Genomic DNA, 12,647 nt, shown 5'->3' with positions numbered 1-12,647 from the left:
TAAAGAGCACATGAATGTGCATCACCGCCAGGAGACAAAAGCATGGATCGTCGTCATTTCCTTACCACCGCGGTTGCAGCCGCCGCGCTCGGCGCAGCCCCCGCCTTTGCCAATGGCTGGCCAAGCCGCCCACTGCGCCTGGTCGTGGCCTACCCTGCTGGCGGCGGCACCGATGTGGTCGCGCGGCTGTTCGCGGACTTCCTTGGCAAGGCCCTTGGCCAATCGGTCGTGGTCGAGAACAAGCCGGGCGGCGCGACGATTCCCGCGACGCTCGACGTGATCCGCGCCAAGCCGGACGGCCACACGCTGCTGATGACGCTCGGCTCCTCGGCCACTTCGGGTGCCCATATCAACAAGGTTCCCTACGACCCGCTCACCGACCTGACCGCGCTGGCCGAAGCCGCACGGGCACCCGTCCTACTGGTCGCCACCAGGAACGCGCCCTTCTCCACGCTGGCGGAGATGATCACCTACTCCAAGAGCGCGAAGTCGCCGCTGCATTCGGCCTCGTATGGTCCGGGCACATCGTCGCACTTTGGCCCGCTGCTGCTGAACAAGCTATCTGGCAGCCGGCTCGAGCCGGTGTTGTACAAGGGTTCGGCTCCTGCCACGCAAGACCTGGTGGGTGGCGTGGTGCCGGTAATGATCGACGGGCTGACCACCGCCGTGCCGCTCTATCAGTCGGGCAAGACCAAGGCGCTGGCCATCACCACGCCCGAACGCTCCGACATGGCGCCGGGCGTCGCCTCGTTCCGCGAACTGGGGTTTCCGGGCATGGAGCAATTGAGCGGCTACTTCGCGCTGTTCGGCCCCAAGGCCATGCCGGCGGACGTGGTTGGCGCGGTCTCGGCGGCGATCCAGAAGGTGCTCGCCGACCCGGCCTATCACAAGCGGCTGTTCGCGGTCGGCGTGCTACCGCCGCAGGCCATCACGCCGCCCGCCTTCGCCGCGCAGGTCAAGGCGGACTACCTGCGCTGGGGCGAGTTCATCAAGGAGATCGGATTCACCATCGACGCTTGACCGGCAGCGCGGCGACTGCCGTGCGCCCCGTCGGTGCCGCGTCAGAGCCGCGCGGCAGCCGCCGTGAGCCAGGCCGCGGTCTGGTCGGGAAATGTGACCGGCAACATATGGCCGCCAGGGACAAGTTCGAGATCCAGCGCCGGCAGCTTGTCCTTCATCGCCTTGCCCTGCGCCTGCCAGTCGAGCACGGCATCCCCGGTCCCGTACAGGATGCTGATCGGCAAGGCCAGCGAGGCATAGCGCTGCGCCATGGATGGCAGGTCCTCCTCCACGCTGACCATATCCGTCGATGTGGCATAGAAGCTGCGCGGCCTCAGGCTGAGAAGGCCGCCGCCTACGGTGCCGAAATCCTGCGGCGGCCGGTCGGGGCTGAAGACCAGTTCAACCATGGTCTTGCCGCGCAAGATAGATCGTGGGATCGCCCACGTCCACGCGATCACACGGCGCATGGTGGCTGAGGAAATCGACAGCGTACGGAACATGGGCGGCACGCCCTCCACCGGATGCGTCAGCGGTGCAATCAACGCCAGTCCGCCGACCGTGCCGGGATGATCGAGCGCGACGCCAAGCGCCACCGCGCCACCCAGGGAGTGCCCGACCAACAGCGGATTCTGCAGGTCTAGCGCACGGATGAACTTGGCCACGACGGTGCTCTGCACGCTCAGGCGGGCCGACATCGCCGATGGCCGGGTCGAATGGCCCGAGCCGGGCCGGTCGACCAGGATCACACGGAACCGGCCGGTCAGTTTTTCAAGCAGCGCGTAGGAAAAATTGCCGGTCTGCCCCCCCAGCCCGTGAACCATCACGATGGCCGGGCCCTCGCCCTTGTCGATGTAATGGAGGCGGGCGCCATCGATCTCGATGAACTTCCCCTTGGGCGGCAGCGCATTTTCCACCTTGCGCGCAATCAGGCCGGAGAATGCCACCAACCCAAACAGAACGACGGCGCCCACGGCGACGCAGGCAATCAATATGGTCATTGTGTATGTACCTTCACCCTTGAAATTCAACCTTGACGTTCAACCTTGACGTTCAAGCATTATCCATTAGCCATCCACCGAGGCAGCCGTGCCCGCGCGGCCGAAGGCCATCTCGCTGTCTTCCACCTTGCCGAACTTCAGGGCCATCAGGTCGAACAGGTAGTTTTGATGCACCTTCCACGGCCGCCTGGAGCCCTGCTTGGGCAAGATGTTGCTGGCCCGCTGGACATAGCCGGAGCTCAGCGAGAGCGAAGGCTCCTCATCGGATGCCGGATCTGTGCGGCGCGGCGCGCACCAGGCATGGCCCTTCGCGTCCATATGATTGATCAGGCGGCACACGTAGGTCGACGAGAGCTCGGCCTTCAGCGTCCAGGAAGCGTTGACATAGCCCATGGCTACCGCCAGGTTCGGCATGTCGCTATACATCATGCCCTTGTACATGAAGGCCTGCGCCGGGTTCATCGGGGTGCCGTCCACCTCGATCTTCATCCCCCCGGCCACCTTCAACTGAAGCCCGGTAGCCGTGATGATGACATCCGCGTCGAGCCGCTCGCCGGAGCGCAGCAGCAGGCCAGTCTCGGTGAACGACTCGATCTGGTCTGTGACCACCGAAGCCTTGCCTGAGCGGATGGACTTGAACAGATCCGAGTCGGGCACCAGGCAGAGCCGCTGATCCCATGGCTTGTAAGACGGCGTGAAATGCTTGTCGATATCGTAGTCCGGACCAAGTTGCGCGCGCACCCCCTTGAGGATCTTGCTCTTGACCAGGTCCGGCTTCTTGCGCGAGAGATTGTAGAAATACATGCCCAGGAGCACGTTCTTCCAGCGCGTGGCCCGATGCGCCATGGACGCCGGCAGCCGCCGCTGCAACCATGCGGAGACAGGATCGCTGGACGGGCGCGCCACGATGTACGTTGGCGAGCGCTGCAGCATGGTCACGTGGGCCGCCCGCTCGGCCATCGCCGGCAGCAGCGTGACGGCCGTGGCGCCGCTGCCGATCACGACCACCCGCTTGCCGTCGTACGCCAGGTCCGCCGGCCAGTGCTGGGGGTGCACCATACGGCCATTGAAGCGCTCCATGCCCGGCCACCCGGGCATATAGCCGTCCGCATAGTCGTAGTAGCCGCTGCACAGGTAGAGAAAACTGCAGGTAAAACGGGCAGGCGTGCCTTGCGGGCCTACCGTGGCATCGACCGTCCACCTTGCGGTCTCGGACGACCACGACGCACGCGATACGCGATGGCCAAAGCGGATGTGCCGCTCGATGCCGAATTCCTTCGCCGTGCCGCGGATGTATTCGAGGATCGAGTCACCATCGGCAATGGATTTTTCGCTTCGCCATGGGCGAAAGCTGAAGCCCAGGGTGTACATGTCCGAATCGGACCGTACGCCGGGGTAGCGAAACAGGTCCCATGTCCCGCCGATGGCGTCGCGCCCTTCCAGGATCGCGTAAGTCTTGCCCGGGCAACTGGTCTGCAGATGGTAGCCAGCGCAGATGCCGGAAAGCCCCGCCCCGACTACCAGCACATCGATGTGCTGCGCCGCTGCCTGCCCCGGCGCCTGCTCGTCCTGGCGCTCCGGCGCCGCTGTGCCGTCGTGAACGTCGGGATGCGGGTGCTTCGCATTGCCTGAAAGCATTGATCGTCTCCTGTTGGCCAAACCGAGCCGGCGCTTGTCGCGTCGAATTCTGACGGTGCATCCGTGCTGTATTCAGACTAGACTAGGGTGTTCACCCTAATTAATCAACCGAGATTGCCAAAACTAGGGCTTACCCCTAACCATCTGTCGTGCAAACATGCAGATAACGGAATATGCAGGGAGTTACCAGCCATGACGGTGCAAATCGCGCCAGCCCGGCGCCCCAAAACGCGCGAGCGCATCCTTGACGCTTGCCTGAGCCTGTTCAACGAGCGCGGGCCAGTCGTCGTAACCACCGCGGAGATCGCCTCGGCGGTCGGCATACAGGAAGGGAATCTCTACTATCACTTTCACCGCAAGGAACAGATCCTCGATGCCCTGTTCGACAACTTCGAGAGGGCGCTGCGCGACACCTCGGTTGCGGATCTGGCACAAGGCGATGCCCCCAACCGTTTCGCGGGCTACCTGAGCGGCTGGTTCAACCTGATGTGGGAGTGGCGCTTCTTCTATCGCGATGCGGCGTCCATCCGCGGCCTGGCGCCAACGCTGAGGTTGCGCACCGAAGCGCTGGCCAACGACGGACAGCACCATGTCCGTCGGGTGTTCGGCGCCATGCAAGCGCAAGGATTGCTGCGCGCCACGCCCGAGCAACTTGACCAGTTAGTCGTCAACACGTGGATCGTATCGACCTACTGGATCGACTACCTGCGGTCACGCCATGGCATCGATGCCATCAAGCGCGAACACATCAATTGGGGCGCGTCGCAGGTCATGAGCCTGTTCTCGCCATTCCTCACGCAGGCCGGCACCGGCTTGCTGAATATCCAGCCAAGCGAAGGCTGACGCAGCGCGCCGCGACCTTGAGAGGCAATTCTCCACCGCCCTCTAATTGCCAACGCCAGCATGGCATGCCATTAAAGGCACACAGAAGTCAATAAGGCAATTCTCAATTTTTCTAAAAAAAGCCACTAAAGTCATTTTTGCTGTTTTTCTACAGTAGAATCCCGGCCTTGCGAGCGCGCGAGTCCTAAGACATTTCGGATTGAGTCCTAAGACATTTCCGAATACCCGCCAATGTTCATAGGCCAGCGCGTTCGCTTGAATGCGCGGCACCTTGCATCTCTCGCTGCCCTCCCTTCATTTTTGACTCTGCCCATGCAAGCTTTCCGACTTGTCGTTTTGCTGTTTACTGCCCTCGCGGCGACCCAGGCAGCCGCTGCCGACAGCGTCGCCTTTGCTGGCTTTGCCTATGCCGGCGACGCTCAGCAGATCGCGGCCCGCTTCCCGGTTACGCGACAGGTCGAGGCCGAGCTGACCGCCTCCGGCAGCGCGCCGAACAAGGCCATCAGCCGGTCCCTGGCCGCGCGCCCGCCCGCCAATTTCACGCTGTCCAGCGACGGCATGGCCAGCCTGAAGAATAGCGACCAGGCTCTCGCCACCGCACTGGTGGTAACCAGCGAGACTATCTCGTCCGAGCGCTTCGGCCGCCTGTACAAAGTGCTGGCCAACGTGCGTGGCCAAGCCCTGGTGTTCGACTTCAAGGCCATGACGGTGCTGCGCGCCTACCCGATCAACGTGACCTACCTCGACGTGCTCGACCATCAGCCCAGCGAGCGTGAGAAGCGCGACCGCGTCAAGCGCCTGCTGCTCGGCGGCGACAAGCCGGGCCTGTTCGATCGTTACGCTCAGGTCCTGTCGGGCGCGAAGCTGCCGTCGTCGGGCACCCGCTACCTGCAAGTGTCGCAAGTCAACGTGGCGCCCGAAGCGCTGGCCCAGTTGCCCGAAGGCCTGAAGTCGGGCTCCGGCGTGGCCGAAGGCTGGCTCGCCGACATGTTCGGCGAAGCCCTGCTGGATAAGGCTGGCGTACCGATCCTGCCGTTCACCAAAGGCTATGCCATTGGCAATGCGATGGCGATGCGCTTTGCCGACGGCGAGGTCTTCAACCTCAAGCTGCCTGAGCCCGACTACACCATCCAGGTGGACCTGAAGGGCTTCAAGCGGGTCGAGTACGGCAGCTCCGCGGCCGGCACCAGCTACATCTACGCGGTGTACAGCCACGTCAAGCTGGGCGAGCCGATGTCCGGCAAGCAGTACCTCGACGCCGATTTCAAGAACGGCGAAGTGAAAGCCGTCCCCGTCACGCAATCAGAGATCGACGATTTCCCGGCATACGCGGATTCCCTGCGAGGCCTGTTCACCAAGCTGTCCAGTTCGCTGGGCGGCCAGGACAGCGACTGGCTGGCTGCGGCATCGTCGGGCGATAACGTTGGTAAACAAGTAGATGTCACAAGAGGAGTGGTCAAGTCATGCAAGTAATCCGTCAGCTCTGTTGGCTGTTTTTGTTCGCGTGCAGCCTGGCGTCGGCACAGGTGGTGTCATCCAAGGGCATGGCAAACGTGAAGTACGACAGCTCGGTGTTCTCGAGCAAGGCCAGCGCCGAGGACAAGGACCGCGCCTTCAAGACCGCGCAGGTCAACGCCATCGAGCGCTACTACGCCGAGAGCGGTGAGTCGCAAGCCGAGAATTTCGACAGCATCCGCGACAAGGTCGCGGCCAACCTCGACAAGTTCGTGCTGGGCGCGACCATCATCAGCGAGGAAGACAAGAAGGACGCCAGCCAGTATTCGGTGGTGGTCCGCGTCGACATCAACGTCGCCAAGCTGCGCAACGCGGTCAAGGGCGGCGCGGCTGTGGCCACCGCCTCGGACGCGCAGAAATCCCCGCTGACCTTCCTGTTCGTGGCGCGCCAGCAGGACTCCGTCAAGTCCTTCGATACGCGCGTCTACAAGCGCGCGGACATGAAAGAAAACGTCAACGAGAAGTCGACCCGCAACAGCTATTCGGCCAATGCCTCCGTCTCCGTCGAAACTGGCGGCAGCCGCACCCGCAAAGCGGATGACGTGAGCTGGCGCCTGGTGCCGTCGGGCAACCTGAACTCGGTGTTCACCGGCGTGTTCGCGCAGTCGGGCTTCCAGGTGGTGGAAGCCGCCTATGTCGAGCCCTCCTCGGGTGGGCACCTGCGCATCAGCGCGCTGGAAAACGACTACAAGAGCGGCAACGACCTGCAACCCGCCACCATGCGAGAGGCCGTGCTGGGCCTGCAGACCGCCCAGGTCCCTTACCTGGCGCTCGGCACGCTCGACATCGGCATGCAGGACAGCGACCCGGTCACCGGCCTGACCCGCGTGTACGTGACGGTAACGGCCAAGCTGCTTGACGTGACCACGCGTTTCCCGCGCACGGTGTCGTCGGTCGGCCCGGTCCAGTACGCCGGCACCGGCCCGGACGCCAGCGTGGCACAGACCAACGCGCTCAAGCGCGCGGCCGATTCTGCGGCACGCGAACTGGCGGCGCAACTGAACAACGCCAAGGTCCGCTAATTGCTCCCAGGCCGGCGCAAGCGCGTCACGGTGCCGTAGGGCCGGCCTTCCTACCCCTTTGCTTTCCCTGGAGAACAAACATGTTGAAGAAAGTCATCTCGATCGCTGCACTGTCCCTGCTGGCCGCTGGCCAGGCCCACGCCCTGCCTTCGCTGGGCAGCCTGACGGGTGGTTCGTCCTCGTCCAGCAGCGGCGCCACCGCCGACGCAAGCGGCGCGCAAGATCAGTTGTCCAAGGCCTACGTCGCTGCCGGCCGCGAAGTGCTGGTGGCCCAGTCCCACCTGGCGGACGCGGTTGGCCTGAAGGAACTGTCGGCCAAGGCAAAGGCAACGGCTGACGCGTTGACCGACGGCGCCACCAAGGGCAACCTGGAAGACTCCGACAAGCTGCAGAGCGAAGCCTCGGCCGCCATCGAAGCCAAGCTGAAAGACTCGAACACCAAGATCGACGCCGCCGGCAAGCAATCGTACGTCGAAGGCATGAAGCACCTTGGCCTGGGCGTGCTGCGCTATGTGGGCCTGCGTCCCAGCCTGATCGCCTTCAAGGATGCCGCACAGTCGCAACTCACCAGCGCATCGGTGATGGAAAAGCTGACGCTGACCAACAAGCTGTCGACGGGCACCTACATCGCTAGCGAAGCACCGGGCCACGTGACCCGCCTGGGCAGCACGCTGCAGGCTGCCACGGCCTACGCGAAGAGCAACGAAATCCCCGTGCCGAAGGATGCCACTGCGGCACTCTCGGCCAAGTTCTAAGCCTGTTGCCATCGTGAACCAGAGCGGAACACTCCCCATGAAATGGCATCGTGCGCTGGCCGTCTGCGGCCTCGCATTGACGGTGTCGGTGGCTGGCTGCAAAGGCCGTGACGCAGAGCCGCCACCTGCCGCCGCATCCGCCGGCGCTTCCGCGCCGGCGGCAAGCGGCAGTGGCGCACCCGACGTGGGCCAGGTCGAAAAGGTGCGGGTCACCACCACCGGTCTTGGCCATACGCCGGCCGAAGCCATCGACCAGGCACTGCGCCAGGCCGTCATGCAGGTCAATGGCATGACCATCGAGCAGTCGTCGACGCAGTTCAAGTCGGTGCTGGGCCTGGCCGTGGGACGCGATCCGCTCACGCTGAGCTCGGCCGGCTTCGCGGAGCTGGTGAGCCAGAGCAGCCGTGGCGCCATCAGCAACTTCAAGGTGATCGAGATCAGCGAGCCCGGCCTGACCGAGCGCATGATCAAGGCCACCATCGAAGCCAATGTGGCCAAGTACAAGGCGCCGGCGGACCAAGGCAAGCTGCGCATCGCCATCGCCCCGCTGCGCGTGGACAGCCGCGCCGGCGGCGACACCGTGCGCATCGCCGCCGAGCTGCGCCAGCGCATTATGGACGCGCTGACGCAGAGCGGACGCTTCACCGTGCTGGAGCGCGATGTTGCGCCGGAGCTCGGTGACGAAATGGATCGCATCTCGAACGGCCAGACCTCGGCGGACCAGTTCGCCAAGCTCGGCCAGGGACTCGGCGCGGACCTGATCTGGTTTGGCCGCGTCAATGCCTTCGAGCCGGGACGCCGCGCCAATGCAGATGGCGAGGGCAGCGTGCCAGGGCACTGGTCGGTCTCGCAGAAGTTCGTCAACGTGACCACCAGCGAAGTCCTGTTCAGCAATACCGCCAAGGGCGACGCCGGCCGCGCGGCAGGCGAGCGCGTGGAAGCCATGGAAGGCGCCGTCGTCTCCAAGGTGGTAGCCGACATCCTGGTGCGCCTCTACCCGGTCAGCGTAGCCTCCCGCGATGGCCACAACGTGGTGCTGAGCCAGGGTGGCCAGTCGGTGAGCAGCGGCACAGCCTATCAGGTCGTCATGCTGGGCAACGAGCTGCGCGATCCGCAGACCGGCCGCTCGCTCGGACGTACCGAGCAGGAATGCTGCACCGTGGTGGTGGACCGGGTCACGCCCTCCTTGTCGTACGGGCATCTGGAAGACGTCAAGGTAAAGCTTGACGATGTTCCAGCTGGCTCCCTGCAGTTGCGCGCGGAAATTCCGCCTGCGCCGGCGGCTGATACCAAGCCCAAGAAGAAGGCAGCACCGCGCAAGGAAGAGTCCCTGGGCCCGCCCAAGAGCGACTCGAACTGGTGATCGGGTGATCGGGTGATCTGTTGAAGCCTTAGCGCCAGCCGGGCTGAAGAACGGCTCGCACTACAAAGCCGCACGCCATCCTGGCGTGCGGCTTTGTCCATTCTGGGCGCCGCCTGCGCATGCCATCGCCATCGCCATCGCCATCGCCATTGACGACAGGCAAGCACGCGAAATGGTCCTAAGGTAAGAGTTGGCCCCCTCCTGCGCGACTGGCAGTTGGGGTTCTTTGAGTCACTTACCGGAGAGGAACATGTCAGTGACGCTCAGGTATTGGTCAGAAGACGGCGATGAGGAAACCGTCAATGTATCGTCCGCTCAACTCCTGTCTCAGATTGCGCCCCAACCCCTTTCGCGATCGCAGAAGCCGCCACCGGCCACTGAAGAAAAGCCGATCAAGTGGACCATCCCGGACGACCCGCCGGGTGATTTCGCCTAGCGCACAACGGCAAGGCGACAATGCAAAAAGCCCGTGCGGCTTGAACCGGACGGGCTTTTGGAATTTGGTTGCGGGGGCAGGACTTGAACCTGCGACCTTCGGGTTATGAGCCCGACGAGCTGCCAACTGCTCCACCCCGCGAATGAGAATATACGCGGATTGGCGGCATCTGGATAGCCTTAATACAAAAAGAACTGAAAAGTGCTAGCGCCCATTCTTTTGGCGTGCGGCGGCCGCTCCATGTACGCTCGCGAGTGCACGCAGCCGCGCCAGCGCCACTCAGCTATTTCCATCTATCCACTGCTTCGCCCACTCGTAAGCCGCGATTTTTGCGTCGGCTGCGGTGGCGTGATTGCGGCCGATGGATTTGGAATCCTGCACTACCGCCCCGTCCTCCCAGATCGCGCATGACGCGATGTGCAAACCGTCCTTGATCGTCTTGCAGAAGACGTGGACTACGTACCCTTTGTACTCTGTCATGCCGCTTTCCATCGGTGTCCTGGCTCCCCTGCATGCTTCTCGTCGAAATCTCGCTGGATCCTAGCACGCGCAGGGTTTTTCATTCACATCAGCACCGGCGTATCCCCGACACGAAATGCCAATTGTCATTTTTTGCAAAATTGCCGAATCACCCCACCGCCGGGGGGGGTGCCTTCGACGTCTCTTCCTGTAATCTGCATGCGCAGCGTGGTCAGGGACTCGAAAACCCGCTGTATCTACAGATAATAAGGAAAGGAAAATCCAATGAGTATTAGAGGGAAATCCAGGTCGGGGATGAATCGCCGCACCCTGCTAACGCCCGCAGTGGCAGCGATCACGCTTGCCGTATTGAGCGCGTGTGGCGGAGGTGGAGACGGCGGCACGGCGACGACCCCGGCGAGCCAGGCTGCCAAGGTAACGCTGCAAGGCACGGCAGCCAGCGGCGCCTTTATGGCCAATGCCCTGGTCACCGTCTATGACGCTGACGGAAAAGTCGTGGGCAGCAACACGGCAGATGGCAGTGGCCATTTTGAATTCGATGTCACCGCCTTCCGTGCACCGTTTGCGGTTGTCGCAACGGGCAGCAGCGGCGGCGACCAGCAGACCTATGTCTCGGTGCTGGCGACCAAGCCAACAAATGGCTCTGCAACCGTCAATGTCACGCCACTGACGACTGCCGTTGCTGCGCTCTTGGTTGGTGGCAACCCCCTGGACCTGACGAAGCCGTCGGTGCTTGGCAGCAAAGCAAGCAGCGCCCAGGTGCAGCAATTCGTCAGCTTGCTGCGCTCCGTGCTTGCCAATGTCACGAGCGATGCGGGACTGGACCCCGCCGCGTTTGATCCGATTTCCACGCCACTCAGCAAACAGGGGGAAGGTGCCGATAGCGTTCTCGACGTCATCCGGGTCACGCTGACAACGAGTGGCGCAAAGCTGACAAGTACCGGCTCCGTGATCGCCGGCAACAATGCCGCACACGAAGTCATCCTGACAGCGGACTCGCTGACATCGCCTCCGCCCGCGTTGCCCAAGCCTGAAGTCAAAACCAATGCCGCGACGTTTGAAGGCATCCGTGCTGCCCTTCAGGCTTGTTTTGCGCTGGATCCCACGGCCCGCGCGGATGGCACCAGCGTGCTTGGCGCTTGCAGCACCGCATTCTCGAGCGATTACCTGAACAACAGCTATACCGCTCGCGACGACATGTTCACCCTGCTGGCAGCGAGCGACATGAAGGGCGCGAAGTTCGAGGCGCCAGTTGTCCTGTTCAATTCGACCAATGCCCAGAACCAGGCAACCGCGCTGGTACGCCTGCCCTTCGTTCGCGCCGACAAATCCACCGACCACATCACACGCATTGTCACCAACCGTGCGCCCGCCGGCTGGCAGTTGACGGGCAACCAGCGCAGCTACGAAGCTGCGGTCACGCGGCGAATCAGCAAGGTCACTGAGTTAAATCCGCTATCGGCGCAGGGGATCGTATCGCGCTATGAGAGTTCGCTGCGTTTTCTGTTCAACCCCGCCCGGGGCGCAGGTATGAATGTGCAACTGGTACGGGTGACGGGCCCGGGATTGCCGGCTGTGGGCATTATCCTCTCGCGCTCTCGCGTTTGCGGCAGCTACAGCAATCTGGTGGTACAAAATCTGGCCGGATCGCTGACCTACGCCACAGACGATCCTGTGATGCCCAACCAGATCATCGGCGACAGCGGGCAATCGAGCAGCACCGTGGTCCTGGCGGCCACGGCAATCGATAGCAACCAGGCAGTAAAGTGGGGCGGGCTATCCACCGGCGGCAACACGTACCTGCCTGCAGCCCTGTCGGACTCCGCCATCGAGAGCCTTCCGGCCTATGGCCGCTACAAGTTCGAGGTGTGGAACCGCAACCTCAACTCCAGCTACAAAACCAGCCTGGCAGCGGCTGACGATACGTTCTACGTGACTACGTCGGGCAGCGTGCTCACGCCGTCGGTACTGGCGCGGCAGACCTGGAACAGCATCGACGAAGGCAGCCTGGACTTTGTCACCACGGGGGGCAGCAAAACTGCGGCGCAGTCCGGCACGCAGATCAGCTGGACGCAAAACGCGGAGACGGTCGACCGCGCCCTGGCGTTTGGCTCCCTGCAGAGTGCGCTGCCACTGCCAAAGCGCGTGCTGATTCAGGGATTGCCTGTCGCGCGGTCCGCTCGCAGCGATACGGTCAGTGCAACCAATTCGGCATCGAGCGCGCAGCTGACGCCCTGCAACACCGCGGTATTCCCGGCATTCGGCCTGGCGGGCGACCAGCGCACTGTCGAAATCCGATCCACGACCGCGGACGACACGCAGAAGTTCGTGCGTATTGTTGGTACGGTGCGGTAACTGAGATGCTATCGCCGCTGACAATTGTCAGCGGCGATTACGCATGGAAAAAGGCCGGCGCTTGCCGGCCTTTTTCATCACGAATGATCTGGAATGATCTGGATATCTCCATCTCGGCAATTCATCGCGATTTCCGTCGCACTTTCCGTCACACTTTCGATCGCGCAAAAGCAAAACCCCCCAGTACTTTCGTACTGAGGGGTTTCAAGGGAGAGCCTGGCGATTACCTACTTTCACACG

Annotated in this window: 12 protein-coding genes and 1 tRNA gene; 9 read left to right on the top strand and 4 right to left on the bottom strand. The window is 63.0% G+C overall.

Going from position 1 to position 12,647, the window contains the following annotated elements:
* Nucleotides 1-42: 42 nt before the first annotated feature.
* Nucleotides 43-1,020 (top strand): tripartite tricarboxylate transporter substrate binding protein, encoded by a 978-nt coding sequence (locus AC07XB_RS04575; protein WP_492371167.1) that lies wholly within the window; start codon nucleotides 43-45, stop codon nucleotides 1,018-1,020.
* Between the two features lie 41 nt (nucleotides 1,021-1,061).
* Here AC07XB_RS04575 and AC07XB_RS04570 read toward each other — a convergent pair whose 3' ends face one another.
* Together AC07XB_RS04570 and AC07XB_RS04565 are read right to left on the bottom strand one after the other, a co-directional pair.
* The gene (locus AC07XB_RS04570) at nucleotides 1,062-2,000 is read right to left on the bottom strand and encodes an alpha/beta fold hydrolase (protein WP_492371166.1); all 939 of its coding nucleotides are present in this window, start codon (nucleotides 1,998-2,000) and stop codon (nucleotides 1,062-1,064) included.
* Nucleotides 2,001-2,066: 66 nt separating this feature from the next.
* Entirely contained in the window at nucleotides 2,067-3,638 is a 1,572-nt protein-coding gene (locus AC07XB_RS04565) for a flavin-containing monooxygenase (protein WP_492371165.1), read from the bottom strand.
* A 192-nt stretch (nucleotides 3,639-3,830) separates the two neighbouring features.
* Here AC07XB_RS04565 and AC07XB_RS04560 point away from each other — a divergent pair, with 192 nt between their 5' ends.
* From AC07XB_RS04560 to AC07XB_RS04535, 6 genes are all read left to right on the top strand, one after another.
* Nucleotides 3,831-4,481, top strand: a complete 651-nt coding sequence (locus tag AC07XB_RS04560) for a TetR/AcrR family transcriptional regulator (RefSeq protein WP_492371164.1) — start codon at nucleotides 3,831-3,833, stop codon at nucleotides 4,479-4,481.
* 312 nt (nucleotides 4,482-4,793) lie between these two features.
* Nucleotides 4,794-5,954 (top strand): hypothetical protein, encoded by a 1,161-nt coding sequence (locus AC07XB_RS04555; protein ID WP_492371163.1) that lies wholly within the window; start codon nucleotides 4,794-4,796, stop codon nucleotides 5,952-5,954.
* Nucleotides 5,945-7,018 (top strand): hypothetical protein, encoded by a 1,074-nt coding sequence (locus AC07XB_RS04550; protein ID WP_441631497.1) that lies wholly within the window; start codon nucleotides 5,945-5,947, stop codon nucleotides 7,016-7,018. Before AC07XB_RS04555 ends, AC07XB_RS04550 begins: the two co-directional genes overlap by 10 nt.
* An 80-nt stretch (nucleotides 7,019-7,098) precedes the next feature.
* A complete protein-coding gene (locus tag AC07XB_RS04545) occupies nucleotides 7,099-7,773 on the top strand; it encodes a hypothetical protein (RefSeq protein ID WP_441631495.1) in 675 nt (224 codons plus the stop codon).
* Nucleotides 7,774-7,810: 37 nt separating this feature from the next.
* Nucleotides 7,811-9,136, top strand: a complete 1,326-nt coding sequence (locus tag AC07XB_RS04540; protein WP_492826757.1) for a CsgG/HfaB family protein — start codon at nucleotides 7,811-7,813, stop codon at nucleotides 9,134-9,136.
* A 250-nt stretch (nucleotides 9,137-9,386) separates the two neighbouring features.
* On the top strand, nucleotides 9,387-9,572 hold the full coding sequence (locus AC07XB_RS04535) for a hypothetical protein (RefSeq protein WP_492371161.1): 186 nt from the start codon (nucleotides 9,387-9,389) through the stop codon (nucleotides 9,570-9,572).
* Nucleotides 9,573-9,637: 65 nt separating this feature from the next.
* On the opposite strand, the gene AC07XB_RS04530 is transcribed toward AC07XB_RS04535, so the two are convergent.
* Both AC07XB_RS04530 and AC07XB_RS04525 read right to left on the bottom strand, forming a co-directional pair.
* Nucleotides 9,638-9,713, bottom strand: a tRNA-Met gene (locus AC07XB_RS04530).
* Nucleotides 9,714-9,851: 138 nt separating this feature from the next.
* Nucleotides 9,852-10,052 (bottom strand): DUF6566 family protein, encoded by a 201-nt coding sequence (locus tag AC07XB_RS04525; RefSeq protein ID WP_492371160.1) that lies wholly within the window; start codon nucleotides 10,050-10,052, stop codon nucleotides 9,852-9,854.
* A gap of 294 nt (nucleotides 10,053-10,346) precedes the next feature.
* Between AC07XB_RS04525 and AC07XB_RS04520 the strand changes: the two genes are divergently transcribed.
* Together AC07XB_RS04520 and AC07XB_RS04515 are read left to right on the top strand one after the other, a co-directional pair.
* Nucleotides 10,347-12,407, top strand: coding sequence for a hypothetical protein (locus tag AC07XB_RS04520; protein WP_492826759.1), 2,061 nt, complete (start codon nucleotides 10,347-10,349; stop codon nucleotides 12,405-12,407).
* Nucleotides 12,408-12,412: 5 nt separating this feature from the next.
* Nucleotides 12,413-12,647 (top strand): hypothetical protein (locus AC07XB_RS04515; protein WP_494752786.1); only part of this gene is annotated, 235 nt, incomplete at its 3' end.

The sequence above is a fragment of the Cupriavidus sp. GW821-FHT02F09 genome, assembly GCF_059421605.1.
This window is presented reverse-complemented; position numbering and strand designations above follow the sequence as displayed.

Excerpts from the sequence above, each read along its gene's own strand:
- AC07XB_RS04575 (WP_492371167.1), top strand. The coding sequence starts at position 43 with ATGGATCGTCGTCATTTCCTTACCACCGCGGTTGCAGCCGCCGCGCTC.
- AC07XB_RS04570 (WP_492371166.1), bottom strand. The coding sequence starts at position 2,000 with ATGACCATATTGATTGCCTGCGTCGCCGTGGGCGCCGTCGTTCTGTTT.
- AC07XB_RS04565 (WP_492371165.1), bottom strand. The coding sequence starts at position 3,638 with ATGCTTTCAGGCAATGCGAAGCACCCGCATCCCGACGTTCACGACGGC.
- AC07XB_RS04560 (WP_492371164.1), top strand. The coding sequence starts at position 3,831 with ATGACGGTGCAAATCGCGCCAGCCCGGCGCCCCAAAACGCGCGAGCGC.
- AC07XB_RS04555 (WP_492371163.1), top strand. The coding sequence starts at position 4,794 with ATGCAAGCTTTCCGACTTGTCGTTTTGCTGTTTACTGCCCTCGCGGCG.
- AC07XB_RS04550 (WP_441631497.1), top strand. The coding sequence starts at position 5,945 with ATGCAAGTAATCCGTCAGCTCTGTTGGCTGTTTTTGTTCGCGTGCAGC.
- AC07XB_RS04545 (WP_441631495.1), top strand. The coding sequence starts at position 7,099 with ATGTTGAAGAAAGTCATCTCGATCGCTGCACTGTCCCTGCTGGCCGCT.
- AC07XB_RS04540 (WP_492826757.1), top strand. The coding sequence starts at position 7,811 with ATGAAATGGCATCGTGCGCTGGCCGTCTGCGGCCTCGCATTGACGGTG.
- AC07XB_RS04535 (WP_492371161.1), top strand. The coding sequence starts at position 9,387 with ATGTCAGTGACGCTCAGGTATTGGTCAGAAGACGGCGATGAGGAAACC.
- AC07XB_RS04525 (WP_492371160.1), bottom strand. The coding sequence starts at position 10,052 with ATGACAGAGTACAAAGGGTACGTAGTCCACGTCTTCTGCAAGACGATC.
- AC07XB_RS04520 (WP_492826759.1), top strand. The coding sequence starts at position 10,347 with ATGAATCGCCGCACCCTGCTAACGCCCGCAGTGGCAGCGATCACGCTT.